The sequence below is a fragment of the Ignatzschineria sp. F8392 genome, from assembly GCF_002252045.1.
GTDB lineage: Bacteria > Pseudomonadota > Gammaproteobacteria > Cardiobacteriales > Wohlfahrtiimonadaceae > Ignatzschineria.
The window spans coordinates 1-24,521 of record NZ_NEFF01000006.1 but is presented as its reverse complement, the minus strand read 5'-3'; the positions used below and the strand labels follow the sequence as shown (position 1 = coordinate 24,521).

At 41.2% G+C, this 24,521-nt stretch carries 19 protein-coding genes; 12 read left to right on the top strand and 7 right to left on the bottom strand.

The annotated features are described in order from the left end of the window. Nucleotides 1–347 precede the first annotated feature (347 nt). The 3 genes from lolA to B9T19_RS09050 all read left to right on the top strand — a co-directional run bounded on the left by lolA (nt 348) and on the right by B9T19_RS09050 (nt 4,547). Complete coding sequence (gene lolA / locus B9T19_RS09060) at nt 348–1,034, top strand: outer membrane lipoprotein chaperone LolA (RefSeq protein WP_094568315.1); 687 nt, start codon at nt 348–350, stop codon at nt 1,032–1,034. A 103-nt stretch (nt 1,035–1,137) separates the two neighbouring features. Further along, nucleotides 1,138–2,463, top strand: coding sequence for a replication-associated recombination protein A (locus B9T19_RS09055; RefSeq protein WP_094568314.1), 1,326 nt, complete (start codon nt 1,138–1,140; stop codon nt 2,461–2,463). A gap of 47 nt (nt 2,464–2,510) precedes the next feature. Beyond that, a complete protein-coding gene (locus B9T19_RS09050; RefSeq protein WP_094568313.1) occupies nt 2,511–4,547 on the top strand; it encodes an RNA-binding domain-containing protein in 2,037 nt (678 codons plus the stop codon). A gap of 201 nt (nt 4,548–4,748) precedes the next feature. On the opposite strand, the gene gltX is transcribed toward B9T19_RS09050, so the two are convergent. From gltX to B9T19_RS09035, 3 genes are all read right to left on the bottom strand, one after another. Continuing rightward, nucleotides 4,749–6,167, bottom strand: a complete 1,419-nt coding sequence (gene gltX / locus B9T19_RS09045) for a glutamate--tRNA ligase (protein ID WP_094568312.1) — start codon at nt 6,165–6,167, stop codon at nt 4,749–4,751. A 231-nt stretch (nt 6,168–6,398) separates the two neighbouring features. Further along, nucleotides 6,399–7,190 (bottom strand): twin-arginine translocase subunit TatC, encoded by a 792-nt coding sequence (tatC, locus tag B9T19_RS09040; RefSeq protein ID WP_094568311.1) that lies wholly within the window; start codon nt 7,188–7,190, stop codon nt 6,399–6,401. Nucleotides 7,191–7,236: 46 nt separating this feature from the next. After that, entirely contained in the window at nt 7,237–8,016 is a 780-nt protein-coding gene (locus B9T19_RS09035; protein ID WP_094568310.1) for an inner membrane protein YpjD, read from the bottom strand. 128 nt (nt 8,017–8,144) lie between these two features. Between B9T19_RS09035 and ffh the strand changes: the two genes are divergently transcribed. Both ffh and B9T19_RS09025 read left to right on the top strand, forming a co-directional pair. After that, the gene (ffh, locus tag B9T19_RS09030; RefSeq protein ID WP_094568309.1) at nt 8,145–9,494 is read left to right on the top strand and encodes a signal recognition particle protein; all 1,350 of its coding nucleotides are present in this window, start codon (nt 8,145–8,147) and stop codon (nt 9,492–9,494) included. Nucleotides 9,495–9,617: 123 nt separating this feature from the next. Then, complete coding sequence (locus B9T19_RS09025) at nt 9,618–10,700, top strand: S49 family peptidase (protein ID WP_094568308.1); 1,083 nt, start codon at nt 9,618–9,620, stop codon at nt 10,698–10,700. Between the two features lie 255 nt (nt 10,701–10,955). Here B9T19_RS09025 and B9T19_RS09020 read toward each other — a convergent pair whose 3' ends face one another. Together B9T19_RS09020 and B9T19_RS09015 are read right to left on the bottom strand one after the other, a co-directional pair. Then, entirely contained in the window at nt 10,956–11,372 is a 417-nt protein-coding gene (locus tag B9T19_RS09020; RefSeq protein ID WP_094568307.1) for a methylglyoxal synthase, read from the bottom strand. Nucleotides 11,373–11,540: 168 nt separating this feature from the next. Further along, nucleotides 11,541–12,965, bottom strand: coding sequence for a sodium:alanine symporter family protein (locus B9T19_RS09015; RefSeq protein ID WP_094568306.1), 1,425 nt, complete (start codon nt 12,963–12,965; stop codon nt 11,541–11,543). 231 nt (nt 12,966–13,196) lie between these two features. Here B9T19_RS09015 and B9T19_RS09010 point away from each other — a divergent pair, with 231 nt between their 5' ends. Further along, nucleotides 13,197–14,456, top strand: a complete 1,260-nt coding sequence (locus B9T19_RS09010) for a D-amino acid dehydrogenase (protein ID WP_094568305.1) — start codon at nt 13,197–13,199, stop codon at nt 14,454–14,456. Nucleotides 14,457–14,603: 147 nt separating this feature from the next. On the opposite strand, the gene folB is transcribed toward B9T19_RS09010, so the two are convergent. Both folB and pheA read right to left on the bottom strand, forming a co-directional pair. Next, nucleotides 14,604–15,008: a dihydroneopterin aldolase gene (gene folB, locus B9T19_RS09005; protein WP_094568304.1), complete on the bottom strand. Its 405-nt coding sequence runs from the start codon at nt 15,006–15,008 to the stop codon at nt 14,604–14,606. A 255-nt stretch (nt 15,009–15,263) separates the two neighbouring features. Then, a complete protein-coding gene (gene pheA / locus B9T19_RS09000; RefSeq protein ID WP_094568303.1) occupies nt 15,264–16,409 on the bottom strand; it encodes a prephenate dehydratase in 1,146 nt (381 codons plus the stop codon). Nucleotides 16,410–16,760: 351 nt separating this feature from the next. Here pheA and B9T19_RS08995 point away from each other — a divergent pair, with 351 nt between their 5' ends. From B9T19_RS08995 to B9T19_RS08970, 6 genes are all read left to right on the top strand, one after another. Further along, the gene (locus B9T19_RS08995; RefSeq protein ID WP_094568367.1) at nt 16,761–17,273 is read left to right on the top strand and encodes a gamma carbonic anhydrase family protein; all 513 of its coding nucleotides are present in this window, start codon (nt 16,761–16,763) and stop codon (nt 17,271–17,273) included. A gap of 359 nt (nt 17,274–17,632) precedes the next feature. Further along, the gene (gene dnaN, locus B9T19_RS08990) at nt 17,633–18,733 is read left to right on the top strand and encodes a DNA polymerase III subunit beta (protein ID WP_094568302.1); all 1,101 of its coding nucleotides are present in this window, start codon (nt 17,633–17,635) and stop codon (nt 18,731–18,733) included. A 6-nt stretch (nt 18,734–18,739) separates the two neighbouring features. Then, nucleotides 18,740–19,834, top strand: coding sequence for a DNA replication/repair protein RecF (locus B9T19_RS08985; RefSeq protein WP_094568301.1), 1,095 nt, complete (start codon nt 18,740–18,742; stop codon nt 19,832–19,834). A 417-nt stretch (nt 19,835–20,251) separates the two neighbouring features. Next, nucleotides 20,252–22,645, top strand: a complete 2,394-nt coding sequence (gene gyrB / locus B9T19_RS08980) for a DNA topoisomerase (ATP-hydrolyzing) subunit B (protein WP_094568300.1) — start codon at nt 20,252–20,254, stop codon at nt 22,643–22,645. 255 nt (nt 22,646–22,900) lie between these two features. Further along, complete coding sequence (locus B9T19_RS08975; RefSeq protein ID WP_158214391.1) at nt 22,901–23,347, top strand: hypothetical protein; 447 nt, start codon at nt 22,901–22,903, stop codon at nt 23,345–23,347. A gap of 310 nt (nt 23,348–23,657) precedes the next feature. After that, the coding region (locus B9T19_RS08970; RefSeq protein WP_094568298.1) for a BapA prefix-like domain-containing protein at nt 23,658–24,521 on the top strand (864 nt) is incomplete at its 3' end.

Below are 24,521 nucleotides of genomic sequence, written 5' to 3'. Positions count from 1 at the left end.
AATAACGATTTTTCAATCAATTCTCCTTCTAGTAGAAGGCTTCTGTCTCAATACCCTAATCGAAAAATATCTCTAAGAAGTATCTCTAACGGTTATCTCAAAAATTTCTAGAGAGTATCCAAATAGGAACCAAAGAGGATACCAATAGCGATATGAAGATACTTCTCCATTAGGGTTGGTATTTCTAAAATGTGCGTTTAGAGCATTGATAAGCACTAAAGCGCACGATGATCCTCGATAATGATGGATCAAACAGTATGCCAATGAGGATACATTCTATAGTAAAGGGCAATCTGTTATAATTCAGTGATCTAAAACTTTGCAAAATTAACCTGAGGCAATCAGCGATGACAAAACGACTTTTACAATGGATTCTTCCCTTGAGTCTTCTTCTATCCCCAACAATAACTTTGGCAAATCAGAAGTTTATAGTCGATTATTTTCAGGATCTAGAGACGCTCGAGGCCAATTTCACACAAGAGATTATCACTAAAGATCGTGTTGATACAACTATCGGTGAATTGATCGTTGAGAAAAATAATCGGGCATTAACAGAAAAAGAGCAACAATTATCCTCGAAAAAGGATCAAAAAGCGCAAACATCATCCCCTAAATTTCTCTTCGATTACCAAAAGCCTTATCAACAAATTTTAATTAGTAATGGCAAAAAATTTTGGTTTTACGATGTCGATTTAATGCAGGTAATTATTAAGCCTCTCTCTGAAGTGCTCAATAATCCTGTCTTGCAGATCCTCTTGAGTTCTGATCCTTTGGATCAATATTTTGATATTAAGACAGTGAGAGATCGCCGAGAGTATCTCTTAACTCCTAAAATGGGGCATTCTGACTTAGAGGTGAAAGATATTCAGGTCATCTTTGCAAATCGTAAAATCTACTCCTTCAATGTGGAGGATGTTACGGGTCAAAAGATCTCTTTTGTGATGAAACGTGTTCAAGAAAATAGAGAGATCCCCGCTTCTCGCTTCGATTTCACAATTCCTGCTGATGTCGATGTGATCGATGAGACGAAGTAAGAGAGGCCTATTCAAAAGTGCACCAATGAATGTCATTAAGTGCCATGAAGTATCATGAAGCGTTATGAAATATCATAAAATGTAATGGGATGGAATAAGATAGATGAAAGATCTCTTTTCTGACTTAGCAGAGGAGACAAAGTTACAATTCTCCCCTCTAGCTGATTTAGCGCGGCCACAAACTTTAGCGGAAGTCGTTGGGCAAGATGCGCTTTTAGGTGAGGGAAAGCCACTCTATGAAGCTTTCCGTAGCGGAATACCCCATTCAATGATCTTTTGGGGCCCACCGGGCGTTGGAAAGACGACATTAGCAAATCTGATCGCCGAAGAGTTTGATGCAGCATTTATCTCCCTTTCAGCCGTCTTTTCAGGGGTAAAAGAGATTCGGGAAGCGATAAAAGAGGCTGAAAGCTATCAGCTTCAAGGGCGAAGAACGATCCTCTTTATCGATGAGATTCATCGTTTTAATAAGGGACAACAGGATGCCTTACTCCCCTTTGTAGAATCTGGTCTTGTCACCTTTATTGGCGCCACTACAGAGAATCCCTCATTTGAAATCAATCAAGCGCTCTTGTCGCGCGCATCAGTCTATCTTCTCGCGCCACTTGATGATGAGGCGCAAAAGCGTTTAATTGAGCGTGCTTTAAACCGTTATTATCCGCAATATCAGCTTGATGAAGCGGCAACAGAGCGTTTAGTTGAGTATGCCAGCGGTGATGGCCGGCGGTTATTGAATCTTCTTCAACAGCTGCTTGTAGTGGCTAAAAATGATGAGCTGTATGAGATTGGTCGCCCCTTAGTTGATCGGATCTTATCGAATCAGCCGAAGCGCTTTGATAAAGGGGGCGACTATTTCTATGATCAGATCTCCGCGCTTCATAAGTCGATTCGAGGTTCTGATCCAGATGCTGCGCTCTATTGGTTCTCGTTGATGATGGAAGGTGGTGTCGATCCTCGCTATCTTGGGCGAAGAATCCTGATGATTGCTTGGGAAGATGTTGGTCTTGCAGATCCTAGAGGGATACAGATCGCCACAGATGCATTAACCACTTACGAGCGATTAGGAAGTCCTGAAGGGGATCTTGCTTTAGCACAAGCGGCAATCTATCTAGCCTGTGCTGCAAAATCGAATGCAGGTTATATGGCTTTTAAGAGAGCGAGGCAATTTGTTGCAGCTGATCAGACGCGACCAGTTCCCCTTCATCTTCGTAATGCGCCAACAAAATTGATGGCAGATCTCGGGCATGGGCAACATTACCGTTATGCACATGATGAGCCCAACGCTTATGCTGCCGGCGAACGCTATTTCCCTGAAGGCATGGATGAGATGAGGTGGTATCACCCAACAGATCGAGGATTAGAGCGACAAATTGGTGATAAGCTCAAGTTTTTAGATCAGTTAGATGAAGCGGCTAGGAAAGGGGAATAACTATCTATTTTTATAACTAATCACCTTTAACTGAAAGAAGTGTAGATATGAATTTGATTATTCAGAAGATGGATCAACTCATTGATGCGGGACTTGATAATTTACAAGAAGACATTGATATAGAATGTAAGTTAGCATTAGGAAAGGATGGTAAGGGGCGAGTCCCTAATTCATTGTGGGAAACTTATAGTGCATTTGCTAATACTAATGGTGGAATTATTATTCTTGGGGTAAAAGAGTTACCTTCTGGTTTGTTTGATATTCAAGGGATAGATAATATTCATCAAGCACGATCTGATTTTTTTAACACCATTAATAATGGCTCAAAAGTTAATAAAAATATATTGTCAGATAAATATGTTCGGGAGGTGGAGATTGGGGGTAAGCAGTTGCTCTTTATTGCAGTTCCAAGAGCCTCAAGGAAACAGCAACCCATCTATTTAAATAATAACCCGCTCAATAATACATATATAAGACAAAATGAAGGTGATTATAGACTAGACGATGAGTCTGTAAAAAGAATGTTGGCAGAACAGGTTGATATTCGAGATGATCAGATTTTAGTACACTATGGGATTGATGACATAGCAATGGAGTCATTGAAGTCCTATCGACAGCGTTATAGTAACTTAAAGCCCCATGCGGAATTGAATGATTTAGGGAATCTTGAGTTTTTACGGCGCATTGGTGCATATGGGATTAATCGTGAAACAGGAGAGGAGGGGTTAACAAGAGCAGGTTTACTAATGTTTGGAATGCATCATGTGATTAGTGAGGTCTTTCCTAATTATATGATTGATTATCAAGAATGGCCTCGCGCGCAAACAGAAACTCGCTGGATAGATAGAGTTGTTCCAGATGGTTCATGGAGTGGGAATCTTTATGATTTTTATAGAAAAGTTTACTCTAAGCTTGTTCAGGATTTAAAAATACCATTTGCATTAAAAGATGGTATTCGGCAAGAAGATACACCGATTCATATTGCTTTGAGAGAGGCGCTGGTTAACTCTATTGTTCATGCTGACTATAGCGATCGTGCTTCTGTTTTAATTGTAAAACGACCTGATATGTTTGTTTTCCGTAATCCAGGATTAATGAGAGTTCCTTTGAAAGTTGCTCTACAAGGAGGTGAGTCAGATTGTCGTAATCGAAAACTGCATCAAATGTTTCGATTAATCAATGTTGGAGAGCAAGCAGGGTCTGGTGTTCCTAAAATATTATCTGGTTGGCAATCTCAACATTGGCTTCCTCCTTACTTGCTTGAAAAAAGGGAGCCTAATAATCAAACCCTATTAGAATTAACAATGGTAGATCTGTTTCCTCAAGATACAATGCAGCAGTTAATGGTTCAGTTCGGTGAGAAATTTACATTATTAAATGAAGAAGAGAGGGTTGCTTTAGCGATCGCTAAGATTGAAGGTGTTGTCACACATACACGTTTACAATCAATTAGTACAAATCATTCTGTTGATATCTCCCGTAATTTGCAACATCTGGTAAAAGAGGGTTTTTTGAATAGTACTGGGGGGAGAGGTGCTGTTTATACTTTAAGTGGAATAGAAGTTTTAAAGCCAGAAGATGTTTTTAGTAATGTAGCTATTTCTAGCTCTGTAATTAGCGATAACAGCTCTGTAATTAATGGTGATAGCTCTGTAATTAGCGATAGCAGCTCTGTAATTAATGGTGATAGCTCTGTAATTAGTAGATCGGAAATTTTAGAGTCCTGTTTTCAGGCGAGAGATTCATATGGCAGGTTTTGTAGTGACAAATTAGAATTCCCTATTATTGATGATGTTGAGAAGTTAACCACTGAATATAAGAAGCAGTTATATGAAATAGCAGAAGAGGCTAGAAGTAAGCAGCGTTTAGCAAGAGAAACTATGGAAAACTTGATATTGCAGCTTTGTGAAGATCAGTTTGTTACTTTAGTATCTCTTGGTAAACTTTTAAAACGAAAGCCAGAGTCATTACGACGAAGTTATTTAACTAAACTGATAAAAAATCAGCAATTATGTTTGGCTTTTCCGGCAACACCTACCCATGAAAAACAAGCTTATAGATCTAACTCAAGAAGCTCTTCTTAAGGATCATTCATTAAGTATATTTTATTGAGTTAACTAGTAGACTAAAAAATAATGTAGAAATGAGCGTGGAAAGGGATATTGCGTAATAAAAAAGCGATCTCTATTTAAAGGATCGCTTTTAAAGAATTGTATAAATCAATATAAATCAAAAATCACATCTAAATTATTAGAAGTAATGTAAAAATGGCTTAATTTTCATTCTTAAATGAGATTGATCGCTCTTTCTAATCGTGCAAGCGTTCGCTCTTTGCCGACTAAATAGAGGGTCTCATCAAGGTTGGGGGAGTTTGTGCGCCCAACGATTGCGGTACGAAGTGGCATACCGACTTTTCCCATTCCTACTTCAAGATTTTTCGTGACAGTTTTAACTGCCGCATCAAGCTCTGCAGGTTCCCATTCTGTGACATCACCTAAAACACGGACTAACTCTTCAAGTACCGGTTTTGAGACTTCCGTAAGCTGTTTTGCTTTTGCAGCTTCATCGATCTCAATCGCATCGATAAAGAGATATTTAATCATTTCCGCAAGCTCAACTAATGTTTCCGCACGTTTAACATGTGCTTCAACTGCTTTTGTGAGAAAGTTATCAAATTCTGGTGTGGTTTCTGTTTGGATACCAATTTTCTCTAAGAATGGCTTGAGCAATTGTCCTAATTCTGCTGGATTTTTCTCAATCATATAATGTTGATTGAGCCAGAGAAGTTTTGAGGTATTAAAAGCACTTGCTGATTTAGAGACATTTTTTAGATCAAAATATTGAACCATCTCTTCGAAGGTAAAGATCTCTTGATCGCCATGAGACCAACCGAGACGAACAAGATAGTTGATCACCGCTTCAGGGAGAAAGCCTCGCTCATAATACTCCATCACACCTACTGCACCGTGACGTTTAGAGAGTTTTTGACCATCATCTCCTAAAATCATCGCAAGATGAGCAAAGTGAGGAACGGGCTTGCCTAATGCTTTGAAGATATTGACCTGACGATAGGTATTGTTGATATGGTCATCACCACGGATAACATGGGTGATCTCCATATCGACATCATCAACAACAACGCAGAAGTTGTAGGTGGGTGAACCATCGCTACGAGCGATAATAAGATCATCTAACTCACTATTTTGAACGCTCAAGTTTCCATGAACGAGATCAGTAAAGCTCGTTACGCCGACTTGTGGATTTTTAAAACGAACCACAGGCTTAATACCTTCTGGGATTTCAGGAAGTGTCTTGCCCGGCTCAGGGCGCCACGTACCATCGTAACGTGGTTTTTCTTTCTTCGCTTCCGCTTTTGCACGCATCTCTGCTAACTCTTCAGGCGTACAGTAGCAGTAGTAAGCATGACCTTTCTCTAAGAGCTCAGCCACAACCTCTTTATAGCGATCAAAACGTTTAGTTTGGTAATAAGGACCTTCGTCATATTGAAAGCCTAACCATTCTAAACTCTCCATAATTGCCGCGACTGCCTCAGGTGTTGAGCGCTCAAGATCGGTATCTTCGATACGCAAAACGGTTGTACCTTTGTTGTGAAGGGCAAAGAGATGAGAAAAGAGCGCAGTTCTAGCGCCACCGATATGGAGATAGCCCGTTGGAGATGGGGCGAAGCGAGTTTTAACCATAATAATAGATCACATTATCCAGTTTAAAAGGTGAATTAAATAGTCAATATCTTCTGCCATGCACTCGATCGATTATCGAAATCGGGGGGCAAAAGAGATTGAGAGATAAGATAAAGAGTGCCATTTAATCGACCTAATCGGAGTGATTTTATCGATAAAGGCGCTCTTATAATGGGGGTAATTATAGCACTCTTACTCAATTAAAGAGCAGATAAATCATTCTTGAGAGGGGCTTTAAGCTTCTGAATCCTCATGTTTTGTAACCTCAAAAGAGCCCTCTTCTGCTGCTAATTTTGCCGCTCTTTTCTTCTCAATACGTTTACCGATATAGAGGCCTAATTCAAAGAGAAGTAGTGCTGCAATTGCAAAGATAATCATTGAGAAGGGATCGGGAGGCGTTGCAATGGCAGAAACGGTGAAAACACCCACAATAATGTAGGGACGTTTTTTTACAAGACTCTCCGTTTTAATAATCTGTAAAGAGATGAGGATAATGAGAACAATGGGGATCTCAAAGACAATTCCGAAGAAGAAGAAGAGGCGTAAAACTGTTGAGAGATATTTGCCGATATCTGTTGCCATCTCAACGCCTGATGGCGCAGACCCTGAGAGAAACTTAAACATAATGGGCATAACGGCGTAGTAGGCAAATGCCATCCCCGTATAGAAGAGAATAACGCTTGAGAAAATGATGGGAAACGCCACTCGTTTTTCATGTTGATAGAGCCCCGGTGCGACAAACCCCCAAACTTGATAGAGCACCCAAGGGATGGCAATAAAGAAGGAGACCCAAAGCGTTAATTTAATGGGGACAATAAAGGGTGCGATCACATCGGTAGCAATCATTTTCCCCCCTTCTGGTAAGACATTGAGAAGAGGTGTTGCGACAAAGTTATAGATATCATCACGGAAGTAGATGAGAGCTAAGAAGATAATTAAGACCCCGGCGCCGGCACGGATAAGGCGATCACGAAGCTCAATAAGATGATGAATAAAGGATTGTTCTTTAGCGGTAGAATTTGTCATAGTCGGGATATCTATCGAGTTATAAACGAAGGTTAAAATGCAAAGATTAAGATGCAAAGAGGAACTCTTGGATCAGACGTGTTCCTGTAATTCCTAGTAATAGAATGACCGCTGTCAGCAGAATAAACTTCGCTGCAGGGCGACCACGTAAACCATAGTAGTGATGCGCCCATAAAATAGCACCATAGAGAATCCATGCAAGCCCGGTTAAGACCGTTTTATGAATGAAGTGGGGCGAAAACCATTGATCAAAGAATGCAAAACTTGTTACAAGGCTGACTGTTAGGAGAATAAAGCCGATGGTGAGCATTCTAAAGAGAAGCAGCTCCATACGTAAAATGGGAGGAAACTTCTGGGTGATTGAGCGCCGATTTTTTAATGCTCGATCCCGGAGATAGAGTAGTAATGCTTGTACGGATGCAAGTAGCAAAATCGCATAGGCGATAATAGAGGTTAAGATATGGAGGCTTAACCAAGGAGATGGGGTACTAAAACCAACATCTTGATGATCAAATAGGGTTAAAATTTGTGTTGCACCGGCAAAGAGCATAATAGCAATAGCAGTATTGAGGTGCCGCTTAAGGTAAGGAATGATGAGAAGGACCATCATGATTGAAGCTAAAGAGAGCGCTTCAATGGCGCTAATGACTTCAAGATCCCCAATTGATAGTTGATAACTTAAGGAGATTGCATGTAAGCCAAGTGCCGAGAAGATCGAGATATAACTGAGAGGCAACCACCATTTTTGTCCCTTCTTGAAAAGATGTGCAAGAAGAAGTAACGCTGACAAAAGATAGAGTCCAATATTGAGTGATACTAATGTCATAATCTTAAGATTCTTACCTTTTTATATCTAAGGGGGAACTTTAAAGAAGTCCCTATATCAAGTAAACTATACAGTGATTTTACTAGAAAATTGATAAGAATTATAAATAAAAGCTAAAAAGGGTTTTTATGTTTGAAAATTTAAGTGGTCGTTTAAGACAAACAATGCGTTCCCTTAGAGGGCAGGCGAGATTAACAGAGAGTAATATTCAAGATGCTCTGCGTGAAGTCCGTATGGCGCTTTTAGAGGCGGACGTTGCGTTGCCTGTGGTTCGTGAGTTTATTAACCAGGTGAAAGAGCGTGCTGTTGGTCGTGAAGTGATCGAGAGTTTAAACCCTGGGCAAGTTTTTGTGAAAGTGGTTCATGAAGAGCTCATCAATATTATGGGCGAGAGTAATGAAACCTTAAACCTGCAGACACAGCCGCCGGCAGTAATATTAATGGCAGGTCTTCAAGGGGCGGGTAAAACCACAAGTGTTGGTAAATTAGCGCGTTATCTTAAAGAGCGTGAGCGTAAAAAAGTCGCCGTTGTGAGTGCGGACGTCTATCGTCCTGCGGCGATTGAGCAGCTACGAAAGGTGGCTGGGCAGGTGGGTGCAGAGTTTATCCCCTCAACGGGAGATGAAAAACCACAAGAGATTGCGCGTCGTGCGTTAGAGAGTGCAAAATTGATGAATGCGGATGTCTTAATTGTGGATACCGCAGGTCGACTCCATATTGATGAGACGCTCATGACCGAGATTCAAGAGATCCATCAAGTGCTCAATCCTATCGAGACCCTCTTTGTCGTCGATAGTATGACAGGGCAAGATGCTGCAAACACGGCAAAAGCCTTTAATGATGCGCTCCCTTTAACGGGTGTTGTTCTGACAAAGATCGATGGTGATGCGCGTGGTGGTGCGGCTCTTTCGATTCGTCATATTACCCAAAAGCCTATTAAATTCTTGGGAGTTGGTGAAAAGCTTGAAGCATTAGAACCTTTCCACCCCGATCGTCTAGCATCTCGTATTTTAGATATGGGAGATGTGCTCTCTTTAGTTGAAGAGATGGAAGCTAAAGTTGACCGAGAAGAAGCTGAGCGGATCACGAAGAAATTTAAGAAAGGGGAAGGCCTCGATCTCAATGACTTCAAAGCACAGATGGAGCAGATGCTCAATATGGGAGGCATCAATACGTTACTGACCAAATTGCCGGGAATGGGTGATATTGCGGAGAAAGCTAAAGGGAAAGTGGACGATAAGATCTTTGTTCAGAAGATTGCCATTATTAACTCCATGACGCCGGCAGAGAGAGCCGATCATAAATTGATTAAAGCGCCACGTCGTAAACGGATCGCTGATGGTGCAGGTGTCAATATTCAAGAAGTCCATAAACTTTTAAAAGAGTTTGATCAGATGCAACGGATGATGAAGCAATTTAAAGGGGGCGGTGTTAGAAAGATGATGCGCTCACTCAAAGGTAAATTGCCACGCCACTAATATGTTATCGGTATTATGTTATCGGTATCATAGGTTGATGCCCGATGATGGATAGAATCAAAATTGATAAGAGAACCCTTATTGCTCGGCAGTAAGGGTTTTTGCCAAATAGGGAGAGAAGAGATGAGTAGAGAATCGATCAATCATATTCCAGCGCTAGATCGAGAGGCGCTAGAAGGTGGCTATCAGAGCGGACAAGGTCATAGCGGCAATAGTCATGGGCATAATAATAATGGAGGAGGAACCCTTGATTCCTCACACTTAACAGAGGCGTTAGCTAATGCCCTCAACAATGCAACTGTCGAGGCCCGGAGAAAGAGACGTTGGACCATCTTTTTCCGATTGCTCTTTGGTACCCTCTTTCTATTAATGGTCTTACTCTTTTTTGCCGGAAGATCGATCGAAAGCGGAGCGATTAAGGTTGATTCAGAGGGGCGTGTTCTCGATCGTTATAGTGCGGTAATCGATCTAAAGGGGATTATTGCTGAAAATAGTGATGCAAGCGCTGCAAGATTGATATCAGCACTAGGGAAAGCTTATCAAGATCCCAAAGCTGTCGGAATTATATTGCGAATCAACTCAGGGGGAGGATCTCCGGTACAGAGCGGTTATGTCTATGATGAGATTAATCGTCTTCGTGCGCTCTATCCTCATAAGAAGCTTTTTGCCGTGATTGAAGATATTGGCGCTTCGGGAGCTTACTATATTGCGGCTGCTGCAGATCAGATCTATGCAGATAAAGCGAGTTTAGTGGGATCGATCGGGGTGACTGCGGCGAGCTTTGGTTTTGTCGAGTTGATGGATAAGATCGGTATTGAGCGTAGGCTCTATACATCAGGTGAATATAAAGCTTTTCTCGATCCCTTTTCACCCCAAAATCCTGTTGAGACAGAGTTTTGGAAAGAGGTACTCGATGGTGTCCATCAACAATTTATTACCGCAGTGAAAGAGGGGCGCGGTTCTCGATTAAAAGATGCTGATAATCCGCTACTCTATAGTGGTCTTGTTTGGAATGGAGAGCAGGCGCTCTCCCTAGGATTGATCGATGGTTTAGGTTCAGCCGCTTCAGTGGCTAGAGAGTGGCAAGCGCCGGCATTGATCGATTTTACAGAGAAAGAGGATCCATTGAGTAAGATGATGCGGGAGCTAGGGTTAGGTGTGATATCTACCATTAAAGCACTCTTGCCACAGCCGGGACTCTATTAAAACTTTCTCTTTCATGCACTCTCTTAATAGGAGATGATTGATCGACTTATGACTGATCGACTTGTCTGAAAGAATTCTCTCGTGAGTCGTCAATAAAAGAAGCGCTATCGAACGGTAGAGTCAATGATCATTAAAGATGATGACCCTACCATTCAAATAGCGCTTTTTATGATGATGTTTCTTCTCTTTTGAGCGATTGATTACTCTTAAAAAAGGGGCTTACGCCCCAATGTGCACCCAATGCGCATATCGTAACTAGTGATTCTGATCTTCTAATTGATGATCGTAATCATTGTCGATTAAGACTGCTTGCATCAAGAGGCTTGCCGTTGCGGTATTACAAGCAATCGGAATATTGTAGAGCGTTGAGAGGCGAATCAATGCTTTAACATCAACATCATGGGGCATTGGCGTTAAGGCATCTGTAAAGAAGATCAACATATCGAGTTTATCAGTACAGATCATTGATCCTAATTGTTGGTCGCCTCCGAGAGGACCGCTCTTCAATCTTGTTAAAGAGAGATCGGGATACGCCTCTAAAATATGGGATCCGGTAGTTCCTGTTGCGTAGAGATTATGTTGTCTAAAGTAGGGGAGATAATCTCCGATCCAATCGACTAAGAGCTTTTTCTTTGCATCGTGGGCGACTAAGCCGATAGAGAGAGGTTTCATATTTAATATCCTTCTAGGTGGTAAAAGCGGGACGAAAACTTATTACTGATAATAGATCCTCTGATTTATTTTGCAACAGCGATGATCAAGATCTCAATCTCTCTCTCTCTTTCTTATTCGTTGCTCTTATTCATTGTTCCTATTTGTTGTTCTCTGTACGCTTCTTTTTTATATTTTCTTTTTACCCAATTTCCCAAATAGTGGGATATTGTGCCAAGCAAGCCCTGTTGTTTCGAGGACCACTATGGGCGCAAGAAGTAGGAGTGCTGTGATATTAGGAAGCACCATTAAACCGTTAAAGAGATCCGCCATCTGCCAGACAATATCGACATGGATAAAGGCTGCACAGAAGATACCGATAACAGCAATCAATTGAAAGATGGGAACCGCTGCGCGACTCTTAAAGAGATAGCGAACATTTGTTTCGGCATAGTAGTACCAGCCAATAATGGTTGAGAAGGCAAAAAAGAGTAGGGAGATTGCGATAAAGATGCCTCCGATAGAGCCAAATACCATCTCATAGGCATATTGGGTGATGGTAATGCCGGTACCGTGACCGTCAAAGAAGGAGAGAAAGGAGGGATTGTCACTCATTGAGGCTTCCCAGCCTCGTATCCCTGAGGTAATAATCACAAGACCTGTCAGAGTTACGATAATGCCGACAACAAAGACCCCCATCATGGCAATATAACCTTGCTCTTCGGGCGTTTTAACCTTTGCTACTGCATGAGCATGAGGGGTTGAACCCATTCCCGCTTCATTTGAGAAGAGCCCTCGTGCAATACCTAAGCGCATTGCTTGCTGAATCGCAATTCCAGCACCACCTCCTAAAACCGCTTCAGGATTGAAAGCGGCAATAACAATCATCTTTAATGCCGGGAAGATATATTGATAATTGAGGCCTAAGACGATGATAGCTCCTAGAAGGTAGAAGAAGGCCATTGAAGGGACAACTTTTTCAGTAAAGGCGGCAATATTGCGAATCCCACCAATAATAACGAAGGCAACGAGCAGTGAAACTACAAGTGCCGTGATCCAAGTGGGAATCGAGAGTGACTTTTCAAAGGCCGATGCAATCGAGTTTGACTGCACCATATTGCCAATAATGCCGAGCGCCAGAATGATGAAGATGGCAAAGAGAATGGCAAGCCATTTGATACCTAACCCTTTCTCAATATAGTAAGCAGGGCCTCCTACAATCTGTCCTGTACGATCATAGGTGCGATATTTTTGCGCTAAAATGGCTTCTGCATAGATGGTCGCCATTCCAAAAAAGGAGGAGACCCACATCCAGAAGAGGGCTCCTGGCCCACCGGCGATAATTGCTGTTGCCGGTCCTGCGAGATTCCCCGTTCCTACCTGTCCTGCAATGGCGGTTGATACCGCTTGAAATGAGCTCATTCCCTTCTTATCTGCTCGTTTTCCTGAGAGGGAGAACTTGGCAATTAAGGTCTTTAGGGCGCTCTTAAATTTTCGAACCTGAATCCCTTTTAGGAGAAAGGTGTAGAGAATCCCGGTACCACAAAGCAGGTAGACTAGCAGATAGTCCCAAAGGATTGTTTGAAAAGCGGTTAATAATGTATCAAAAGACATTGATCAGAATTCCTAAAATTGTGGGAAATAGCGCACAACAGCTAGCTTTTGTTCATAGGCTTAAGTCAACTATTACGGCAAATTTTTAAGCTAATTTTGAGAACTCTGTATAATGATCTCTTCACAAAAGCATTATGTATGTAGTATCTCAAAAAGAGATTATTATAAGCATAAAAAGAGAAAGATGAAAGTCAAAGCGTATTTACTAGAGCCTAGGAGGGGCATGTAATCATGCAAGTATTGGTATTAGGAAGCGGTGCTGTTGGCACCTCACTCGCATATTTTTTAGCTAAAAAAGGTTTTAAAGTCACCGTTGTTGATCGACAGGATGGCGCAGGACTCGAAACAAGCTACGGTAATGCGGGGCAGATCTCACCGGGTTATGCATCCCCATGGGCGGCGCCGGGAATCCCAATGAAAGCGATTAAATGGCTTATGCAGAGTAAGCATGCACCTTTGGCAATTCGTCCAACTTCTAGTTTGAAGCAGTATAAGTGGATGTGGGATCTCTTCTTAAATTGTAATGAGAAGAGTTATGCGATCAATAAGGCGCGTATGGTGCGGATCTCTGAGTATAGCCGTGATTGCTTAAAAGCATTGCGCGCGGAGATCGATCTTCATTATGAAGAGAGAACTTTGGGAACAACTCAGCTCTTAAGAACAGAAAAACAGATGGAAGCGATTAAGAGCGATATCGCGGTATTAGAAGAGTTTAATGTCCCTTATGAAGTTCTCGATCGTGATGGTATTGTTGCGGTAGAACCTGCATTAGCGAAGACCGTTGATAAGTTGGCAGGCGGATTACGTCTTCCTAATGATGAAACGGGAGATTGCTACCTCTACACAAGTCGCCTTGCAGAGAAAGCTAAAGCATTAGGTGTAGAATTTAAGTTTGGCTCGATTGTGGATAAGATCGAAGTCGATGGGAAGAAAGTAACCGGCGTTATTGTTGATGGTGAGCGCTTAACGGCAGATGCTTATGCGGTCTGTTTAGGAAGTTATGGTGCAGAGAAGTTAGCGCCGATCGGTATTGAGATTCCTGTTTATCCTTTGAAAGGATATTCGCTCACAATCCCTATCACAAATCCTGATATGGCGCCTAAGTCTACAATTTTAGATGAGACTTATAAAATTGCGATCACCCGTTTTGATGAGCGTATTCGTGTCGGCGGTATGGCAGAAGTAATGGGGTATGACTTGAGTCTTGATCCTCGTCGTCGCGAGACATTGGAGTTTGTGACAAAAGATCTCTATCCAGAAGGGGGAGATATTCCAGAGGGGATTTTCTGGACCGGTTTAAGACCGGCAACACCTGATGGAACGCCTATTTTAGGTCGTGCAAAATATGATAATCTCTTCTTAAATATCGGTCACGGAACGCTAGGTTGGACCATGGCGGCAGGATGTGGTCGTTATGTGAGTGATTTGATTGCAGGCGAAACACCTGAGATCAGCACTGAAGGACTCGATATTACGCGTTATAAACGTTAACGATAAGAAATAACGTTAATAAATCGCCAGATTGCATATTAGGAGGCTCATTGAAAAATGAGCCTCTTTATTGTGTTTATTGTGCTTATTTTGTCTATTTTATTTTTATTTACTGTGAATTATTTACTGTTAATGATGGCGAGTTTTCTACTCGCTGAGCGCCGCGGTGAGATAGTGCCCTTTTTCTCGGTAGATCTTAACGCCGACAGCATCTGTCTGTTCAATTGCTTGAAGCTTATTGAGCTCGATCGTTAATGCCGGAATATTAAATTCTTCGATCAGTTTTTTAGCTAATAGTTCAGTAAAGGTCTCTACGAGTTGAAAGGAGGAGTTTTTGGCAAAATCTTTAATGTAATTACTCACCTTTTCATAGTCGAGCGTCAGAGTAATATCATCACTATTTGCTGCAGGGCGGTTATTCCATTCCATCTCAAGATTGAGGGTAATGGGTTGAGGGTTCGTGCGTTCATGGGGATAGATGCCGATAATGATATCGAGTTGAAGATTTTTGATAAAGACAATATCTGGTTTAGGAAGTGAAATTTTTTCCATGAAGTATTCCTTATTGTAATACAACGCCCTTTCGGGAAGAGTTGATAGGGTGATAAGAGGAAAATCTAAAAGATCAAAAAGGCCGGTAAGTACCGACCTTCACGCTAAATTTTTACTATAACTGCTTACTATTCTATCATTATGAAGATTTCAGTTTATTGAAACCAGCAATTGATAGATATCTATTTACCATGGGCTATTTATCTATCTCCTCTATATCTATTCCCTCTATCGAACTAATTGAGCTTACTGTTATCAGTAGAGAGCAACGGGATAGGATCCCAATACCTTAAAGAAAGAGGAGACCTCTTCAATCTCTTTTAAAGCTAATTTTAAGCCATGTTCCTCAAAATGTCCTAAAACATCGATAAAGAAGATATAGCTCCAATTGCTATTTTTAGAGGGGCGGGACTCAATGCGTGTCATTGTAATATTGTACTTTGAGAGTGGCGCAATTAGATGGAGCAACAAGCCGGGGCGATCATTGGCCGAGACAAGTATCGTTGTCTTATCATTACCACTTGGTGGGATACGTTTTGTGCCGATAATTAGAAACCGCGTACTATTGGTGAGATTATCTTCAATATTTTTTTCCAATATGGGGACGCCGTAGACTTCAGCCGCTTGCTTCCCTCCTAAGGCTGCAGTTCCCGATTCGTTATTGGCGCGTTGAACTGCACCGGCATTGGAGTTTGTAGCGATACGCTCTGCATGAGGAAGATACTCATCGAGCCAGGAGCGACATTGAGCTAAGGATTGTGGATGAGCATAAACAGTCTTGATCGATTGTAGCTCAGATTCATGGGACATTAAGTTTTGGTGGATCTTTAACTCTGTTTCACCACAGATATAGACATTTGAGGTGGGGAAGCAGTCGAGAGTCTGATTCACTGCTCCTTCCGTTGAGTTTTCAATGGGAACAACACCAAAATCAAACTTTCCTGACTCTACGGCATGAAAGATCTCATCGATCGTTCGAATGGGAAGGCGTTTCGCCGCACCGCCGAAGTGTTTAATGGTTGCCTCTTCAGTAAAGGTTCCTTCCGGGCCTAAGTAAGCAATATTGAGCGGTTTCTCTAATGAGAGACAGACAGACATAATCTCGCGAAAGAGACGGGCAATATCGATATCTGGAATAGGCCCTGGATTTGCTGCCATTTTACTCTTTAGAACTTGAGCTTCTCTCTCCGGGCGATACATTTCACTATCACCACTTGCGATCTTAATATCGCCGATCGCTTTTGCCTCTTTAGCGCGTTCATTCAGGAGGTGCAAAATTTCTGCATCAATCTTGTCGATAGCCGCTCTATGGGGGGCTAAGGGGTCAGTTGTTGATGATTCTTCAGTTGTAATCTGCTCATTTTGGGAGATCTTCTCTTCGGATGTAACACTCTTCTTCATTCTCTATTCCATAATTCCATACATGATTTTGATGATCGAATATTTCTGTTAACGCTCGATGGTGCGTTTATTAATATTTTTGGTTGCTCAAATTACTATAGAATGAATTGTTATAGAATGACAATGATCATTCACGAATATCATTCACTAAATAATCATTCGTAATAGTGATACTGAATGATCAGTACTTAATGTTCGGTACTTAATGATTGATGCTGAATAGATCGTTCATCAGAATTCTTTAGTGCTCATGATGATGGGTACAAAATTGAAGTGTAAAAAAGTTGTAGTCTAGGAGATAGGTTAATGGCAGAGAATTTAGTGGCAGAGAATATTATTACATTTGAGGGAATGACACCGAAAATAGGGCAGAAGAGTTGGGTTCACTCAAGTTCAACCATTATTGGTGATGTTGCGTTAGGAGAAGATGTCTCAATCTGGCCGGGAGTTGTGATTCGTGCCGATGTTAATCGTGTTGTGATTGGTGATCGAACCAATATTCAGGATGGATCTATAATCCATGTGACCAATCCTGGTGCAAATCCTCCTGATGGATATCCTACTATTATTGGTAATGATGTCACAGTTGGACATGGCGCTATGTTGCATGGTTGTACCATTGGAGATGGGGTTTTGATCGGTATGCGCGCTATTTTACTCGAAGGTTCACGGGTAGAGCCGCACAGTATTTTAGGGGCTGGTGCGCTCTTAGCGCCAGGAAAAGTTGTGAGAAGTGGTGAAGTCTGGGTAGGGGCGCCGGCACGAAGAATTAAGGTATTGAGTGAAGAGGAGATTGAAGGGCTCTATCTCTCTGCAAAACAATATGTCACTTTAAAGGATCGGTATTTGAAAGAAGGTTTATAGAAAGCCATTACATTAAGGCATAAAGGCATTAAGGAATTGAGGCATGAAGGGTTAAATTCACGGCTATTAAATGGTAATAGAAGATGGTAATAAAAAATTGCGATTAATGAGGTTGTTAACAAGTTTGTGGATAAGTCTGGTAGAGCAAGATAATTAGTGGCTATCGCTTGAGATCGCTGATTTCTACTTGCTTTTACCAATAGCAAGCTCTTAAATATCATGCTATAATTTTGAAGATCAATATCTGCAAAATTTCAGATCTGTAATAGTGAGCGACATCTTATGTGAGACGATTTCAGAAAGATATTGGTTAACGTCGATATCTATCGCTCACCCAAGAAGAGACTAAAAGAGGACCTATGAAGTTAGTTATTCAAAGAGAACAGTTGATGAAGCCTCTGCAGGCGATCATCGGTGTAATTGATAGAACGCAGACGCTTCCCATTTTAGCGAATGTTAAATGTGTTGCGAGTGATGATGAGATTACGCTCACTACCACTGATTTGGAGATTGAGTTAACTTGCTCATTTCCCCATATCCCTGTTGAGCAGGGCGCCATTACATTCCCGGCAAGAAAGCTATTTGATATTTTAAAAGCGTTGCCAGAGGGCATTGAAGTGCAGATTGAGGTTGATAATCTGCGAGCAATTATCACTGCGGGCCGTTCACGATTTACCTTAAGTTGCTTACCGGTCGATGAGTATCCGGTATCGGATCATTTAGAGTTTGAGAAGACCTTAACTCTGCCGAAAAATGAGTTTCGTCGCCTGATTGAAAAGGTTGCTTTCTCTATGGCCGTTTCCGATGTGCGATACTTCTTAAATGGTCTATTGCTAGATGTTAATGATACAGAGCTCAATGCTGTTGCAACGGATGGGCATCGTCTCTCTGTCTCTTATCTCCAATTACCTGAGAGCTCTGAGATGCAAAAGCAGCTGATCATCCCTCGAAAAGGGGTCGAAGAGTTACTCAAGCTGATTGAGAATGAATCGGCACCGGTTCATTTAGAGCTCAGCGAAAATCATCTGCGTGTAGAGCTAGGAAGTATTGTCTTTACAACAAAACTGATCGATGGCAAGTTCCCTGATTATAAGCGTGTTGTTCCTCCATTAGGGGATAAAATTATTGTGGCGGATCGGGTCGGATTGATCGAAGGGCTTAATCGTGCATCCGTCTTGTCTCAAGATAAATTCCGCGGTATTCGTTTTACCGTTTCTGATTATCTTCTAAAATTACAGGTTAATAATCCTGAGCAGGAGCAAGCAGAGGAGGAGGTTGAGGTGAATTACCAAGGGGAAACCTTCACAACAGCCTTTAATGTGGGATATCTGATCGATGCGCTAAAAGCCCTCGATGATGATATGGTTCGTTTAAGCTTTACGGCCATTAACTCAAGTTGTCTGATTCAGAACTCAGATAGTAATGGTGTCAGTTATGTTGTTATGCCGATGAGACTCTAACTCAGAGTGATTATTCAATCTTTACAAGTTGAAAATTTTAGACATTTAGCGAGTCAAAAGTTTAATTTTGACTCGCAATTTAATTTAATTGTCGGAAAAAATGCATCAGGTAAGACCTCACTACTTGAGGCGCTCTACTTTTTATCCCAAACCCACTCCTTTAGAACTTCCCGTATCAATCAAGCGATCTGTGAAGGAGCGGATTATCTTCGCGCTATTGCTGAGCTTCGCTCTTTAGATGGGGTCTCGACTTCTCGCTTAGGGCTTGAGCGAACAAAAACGGAGTTAATCGTTCGCCAAGATGGTGAGAATATTCGGCGTCGATCTCATCTTGCAAAACTATTGCCGATGCTCTTTTTAGGGCCTGATACCGGCACACAGTTGATGGCAGAGCCGAAAGCTCGCCGGCAATTTATGGATTGGGGATTATTTCAAAATTACGATCTCTATCACAGTATCTGGCAACGCTATGATAAGGCACTCTCTCAACGCAATGCAGCTCTAAAAGGGGGCTACTCCAATGCTGTTTTAAATAGCATTGAATTGGAATTAGCAGAATCAGGGGAGATATTAAATGGTTATCGTCGGAGATTTGTGGAGGAGATTACTCCTTCAGTTGTTCTATTGTTAGGAAGGCTTATTGATCAAGATGCCACTTGGCGTTTAGATTACCTTTCAGGATTTACAGAAGGGGCATTGCAAGAGGAGCTCTTTACGGCAAGAGAGCGGGATCGGCAGATGACCTTTACTCGGATAGGTCCTCATCGAGGAGATTTCACGCTACGTTGCAATGGACGAATTGTGACACAACATCTATCACGTGGTGAAATTAAGCTGGCAACGATTGCGCTGATGCTTTCACAAATTCAGTTACATCAGCAACTTCAAAATGCTTCAACGATTCTCTTAATGGATGATTTAACCGCAGAACTTGATCAAGAGAAGCGACGTATTCTTCTTGAGGAATTAATCGCCCAAAAATCGCAACTCTTTGTGACTTGCTTAGAGGCAGATGAGTTTCCTGAGTTAACCGATCCTACTCTGATCTCAGAAAGAAGTTACTATCAACTTAATGACGGGATTGCGCAAAAAATGGTATAATCGAGAGCTATTACAAGGAAAAATGGGTAGTAAGTTACTGTCAATTGAATCATAAAATAATTTTATTCTTATTCTCAATTTATGGGGCTTTACTACGAAATTATTACAGGATTATTATAAAAGACTTATAAATTTTCATTCAATTTTGATCGGTTTAAGAAAACAGGCTTGTATTGAATTTATATTGATTTGCATTGAAGTTGCATCGAAATTGTATGACGTAAACTTTATAGAGTTTGATAGGGCTTTATAGAATTTTATAACAGCAGATTGCATATCTATTAATTTGTTAATTGATATTGCATTGCTCATAAAGATCTATAAAGGTTTATCGAGACTCGTAAGGGTTAATAAAGATTTATAAAGATTTATGAGTTTTATAAAAGTTTTATCAGAATCAATAAAGAGGTATTGTGAATGACAACTGAAAGTCAATCTCCAAGTATCAAGGTTTTAAGAGGGTTAGATGCTGTTCGTAAGCGCCCTGGAATGTATATTGGAGATACCGATGATGGTACCGGTCTTCATCATATGGTGTTTGAAGTTCTTGATAATGCGATTGATGAGGCATTAGCGGGGCATTGTGACGATATCAGCATCACAATTCATGTTGATAATTCTATAACAGTAACGGATAACGGCCGTGGTATTCCTGTTGAGATTCATCCTGAGGAAGGGGTGTCATCAGCGCAGGTTGTGATGACGGTGCTTCATGCTGGAGGAAAGTTTGAAGATAATGCTATCTCCGGCGGTCTACATGGTGTTGGGGTTTCTGTTGTCAATGCACTCTCTTCAAAGTTGAAATTAACCATCTATAAACATGGTAAAATTCATGAGCAGGAATACACTTTGGGGGATCCTGATTACCCCTTAAGAGAGATCGGAGAGACAGATAAAACGGGAACGACGGTCTATTTCAAGCCGAGTAAAGAGGTCTTCAATAATATTGATTTTGATTATGATACGCTCTATAAGCGGCTAAGAGAGCTTGCATTCCTTAATTCAGGAATTCGTATTACTCTGCGTGATGAGCGAGATGATCGAGAAGATGTTTTTCAATATGAAGGTGGAATTAAGGCCTATGTTGAGCTGATTAACAAAAACCGTAATAAGATCCATCCTCAAATTTTCTATTGTAATTGTCAAAAAGATAATATTAGTGTTGAGATCTCTCTTCAATGGACTGATGGTTATCAAGAGAGTGTTTTCTGTTATACCAATAATATCCCTCAAAGTGATGGTGGAACGCATCTTGCCGGTTTTAGAGCGGCAATGACAAGAACGCTTAACCGCTATATGCAAGAGGAAGGGCTTTTAAAGAAAACAAAAGTTGCCACAACAGGCGATGATGCGCGTGAAGGTTTAACGGCAATTATCTCTGTGAAGATTCCGGGGCCTAAATTCTCTTCACAGACAAAAGAGAAGTTAGTTTCGAGTGAAGTGCGTCCTGTGGTTGATAGTATCTTAGCAGAGCGTTTAGAGGAATTTCTTTTAGAACGTCCTGAAGATGCTAAAGCGATTACCTCAAAAATTATCGATGCGGCGATGGCGCGTGAAGCTGCTAGAAAAGCGAGAGAAAACACTCGAAGAAAGAGCGCACTTGATATCGCAGGATTACCTGGAAAGCTTGCAGATTGTCAAGAAAAAGATCCTGCAAAATCAGAGCTCTTTATTGTGGAAGGGGACTCGGCGGGGGGATCTGCAAAGCAGGGGCGCAGCCGTAAATTCCAAGCAATTCTTCCTTTGAAAGGGAAGATCTTAAACGTAGAGCGCGCGAGATTTGATCGAATGATCGGTTCTGCCGAGATTGGCACTCTAATTACAGCGCTTGGTTGCGGAATTGGTCGTGATGAATTTGACCCTGATAAGTTACGTTATCACCGTATCGTTATTATGACGGATGCTGACGTTGATGGTGCACATATCCGTACACTTCTTTTGACTTTCTTCTATCGTCAAATGCGTGAGCTTGTTGAGCGTGGTCATATCTATATTGCACAACCACCGCTTTATAAAGTTAAGCGGGGAAGACAAGAGACCTATATTAAAGATGATAATGAATTAGCTCTCTACTTCTTAAATACTGCTTTAGAGAATGGTTCTATGCATCCAAGTAGTGATGCGCCGGCAATCTCTTCTGTTGTGATGGAGTCTCTAGCGAAGCAACTGATGAAGGTTGAACATATTATTCATCGTATTGGACATCGGGTGCCGGAAGAGGTTCTCTATCATCTACTTGAAATGCCGGCATTAACAGAAGAGATGCTAGCGACAGCCGATGCCGCTGATTGGGCTAAGATGTTAGAGACAGAGTTACAACGAGATATCTCTGAAGGGGCAGTAAATTACCGAGTAGTTGCAAATCCTGAAGCAAAAGAGATCACTATTTTGGGTGAGCGTTACAATATCACTGATAAATATCTCATTGATGCTCGCTTTATTAACTCAAATGAATATCAAGAGATCGCTATTCTCGCAACTGAATTACACGCGCTTATTCAACCGGGTGCTTTTGTGCAGCGTGGTGAAAAACGCTTTAAGATTAGTGGCTTTAAACAAGGTTTAGACTGGTTGATTGATGAGGCTAAAAAAGGACAACAAGTCTCCCGCTATAAAGGCCTTGGAGAGATGAATGCCGAGCAGCTATGGGAAACAACAATGGATCCAGATTCTCGCAGGCTTCTGCAGGTTAAAGTTGAAGATGCGGTTAAGGCGGATGAAGTCTTCACCATGTTGATGGGGGATGAAGTTGAACCTCGTCGTGAATTTATCGAAGAAAATGCACAGATGGTCGGAAATTTAGATATTTAATAGTCCTATACAGTCTATTTTATCGAAGCCTCGTAAACTTACGAGGCTTTTATTTTGTATTTATAATATGATTATTTTTTATTTTATTAGCCAATCTATTTTTGGAATAGAAAACATTGAAAACCATTAATAATGCTGGTATTTGGGCTCTATACAATTATTTATGATTATTGACACATATATTATCTGTATATATACTGAGCAAGTTATTTTATGTCGCTTTTTTTATGTTGCCCGAGCTTATTATATAAATTTATGAGAAATATTTTTTTAAAGTCAATTGTTAGAGCGGTTTTTACTTCTGTGTTTATGGTTTTTTTGGCTGTCGCTAATGCCGCAATTGATTATCATCCACCACTCGAGGGTGAATCCTCAGATAAGCTTCTTATAAATGTTGAAAGAGATAGAAAAATTGGTGGTAACGGTCAGTTAACAGAGAGTAGTTGCCCGATTGAACTCTATATTAATGGGCAAAAGGTGGGTAGTTATTTAATTAATGAACACCAGCAATATTACTTAAGTCCAGGAGACTATAGTTTTCGGGTGGAAAACTGCTTAGGGCAGAGTTCTATCTATGATATGACTTTACAAGTTAATGATGGTCAATATTATCAGGACTATATATTGTCCGTAGATTTTAAAGGTAAACCTTTTATTATTAAAAACACGTTAAAGCCACTCTATAGCTCAAATGCCCAATAATATTTGGTTTTAAATTAGCTAATAAGTCGGCTATTATTAAATGATTTTAATTTAATTTATATTAATAGAATATATTTAAAATTGCACCTATAATATATAAATAATGGTTAGTATTCGTCTTTATTTTGTAAATATAATTAAACTCACTTAAAAACACTTAGTTAAAGAAGTAGCTTCTTTAAGTTGCCCTTCTTTGCTCGAAATTTAGGCCGATAAATAGTGTTCTCTCATCATTAGTTGTATGTAGCATGCCGATTTTAAACCTATTTATTATCCTTCCTCAGTAATTAAAAAATCAAGGTTCCAGATTATGTCTAGCTCAACATTCTTAGTTGTTAATAAAAAATCATCTAACGAAATGACCGTTAATGGCTCCAAAATTGTGTTGCATGATGCCTCTGTTGTTCACACAGGACTATATCGTGCCGATGTTGCTGAGTTTATCCAAGAGGGTAATAACCTTGTTTTGAAGCTCAAAAATGGGCAAGTCATCGTTATTGAGAATTTCTTTGTTCTTCATGATGACATTCATTCGGATGTTCTTTTTGAAGATGATAACGGCATTCCATGGTTACCTCTTTTAGCAGGAGGAGTGGCTGCTGGTGGGCTTGTTGCTGCATTATCATCGAGTAGTGATAGTGATGGTGCTGTTTCAAAGAAAGAAGAGGTAAGTAATGGAGACTCACCTTTAACTGAAGGTGGTTCTACGGGTGGCGATAAACCAGGCGCTGGTGATGGTGGTTCTACGAGTGGCGATAAACCAGGTGTAGGTGATGGTGGTTCTACAGGTGGCGATAAACCAGGTGCAGGCGATGGTGGTTCTACGGGTGATGATAAACCAGGCGTAGGTGATGGTGGTTCTACGGGTGGTGATAAACCAGGCGCAGGCGATGGTGGTTCTACCGGTGACGATAAACCAGGCGTAGGCGATGGTGGTTCTACCGGTGACGATAAGCCAGGTGTAGATGATGGTGGCTCAACGGGTGGCGATAAACCAGGCGTAGGCGATGGTGGTTCTACGAGTGGCGATAAACCAGGCGTAGGCGATGGTGGCTCAACGGGTGATGATAAACCAGGTGTAGGTGATGGTGGTTCTACAGGTGGCGATAAACCAGGTGTAGGTGATGGTGGCTCAACGGGTGGTGATAAACCAGGCGCTGGCGATGGTGGTTCT

Bases quoted from the DNA above. Each gene is read 5' to 3' on its own strand.
- B9T19_RS09010 (WP_094568305.1), top strand. From the start codon at position 13,197: ATGCAAGTATTGGTATTAGGAAGCGGTGCTGTTGGCACCTCACTCGCA.
- B9T19_RS08995 (WP_094568367.1), top strand. From the start codon at position 16,761: ATGACACCGAAAATAGGGCAGAAGAGTTGGGTTCACTCAAGTTCAACC.
- B9T19_RS09020 (WP_094568307.1), bottom strand. From the start codon at position 11,372: ATGAAACCTCTCTCTATCGGCTTAGTCGCCCACGATGCAAAGAAAAAG.
- lolA (WP_094568315.1), top strand. From the start codon at position 348: ATGACAAAACGACTTTTACAATGGATTCTTCCCTTGAGTCTTCTTCTA.
- gyrB (WP_094568300.1), top strand. From the start codon at position 20,252: ATGACAACTGAAAGTCAATCTCCAAGTATCAAGGTTTTAAGAGGGTTA.
- B9T19_RS09050 (WP_094568313.1), top strand. From the start codon at position 2,511: ATGAATTTGATTATTCAGAAGATGGATCAACTCATTGATGCGGGACTT.
- B9T19_RS09025 (WP_094568308.1), top strand. From the start codon at position 9,618: ATGAGTAGAGAATCGATCAATCATATTCCAGCGCTAGATCGAGAGGCG.
- B9T19_RS09035 (WP_094568310.1), bottom strand. From the start codon at position 8,016: ATGACATTAGTATCACTCAATATTGGACTCTATCTTTTGTCAGCGTTA.
- B9T19_RS09015 (WP_094568306.1), bottom strand. From the start codon at position 12,965: ATGTCTTTTGATACATTATTAACCGCTTTTCAAACAATCCTTTGGGAC.
- B9T19_RS08975 (WP_158214391.1), top strand. From the start codon at position 22,901: ATGAGAAATATTTTTTTAAAGTCAATTGTTAGAGCGGTTTTTACTTCT.
- folB (WP_094568304.1), bottom strand. From the start codon at position 15,008: ATGGAAAAAATTTCACTTCCTAAACCAGATATTGTCTTTATCAAAAAT.
- B9T19_RS09055 (WP_094568314.1), top strand. From the start codon at position 1,138: ATGAAAGATCTCTTTTCTGACTTAGCAGAGGAGACAAAGTTACAATTC.
- pheA (WP_094568303.1), bottom strand. From the start codon at position 16,409: ATGAAGAAGAGTGTTACATCCGAAGAGAAGATCTCCCAAAATGAGCAG.
- ffh (WP_094568309.1), top strand. From the start codon at position 8,145: ATGTTTGAAAATTTAAGTGGTCGTTTAAGACAAACAATGCGTTCCCTT.
- tatC (WP_094568311.1), bottom strand. From the start codon at position 7,190: ATGACAAATTCTACCGCTAAAGAACAATCCTTTATTCATCATCTTATT.
- dnaN (WP_094568302.1), top strand. From the start codon at position 17,633: ATGAAGTTAGTTATTCAAAGAGAACAGTTGATGAAGCCTCTGCAGGCG.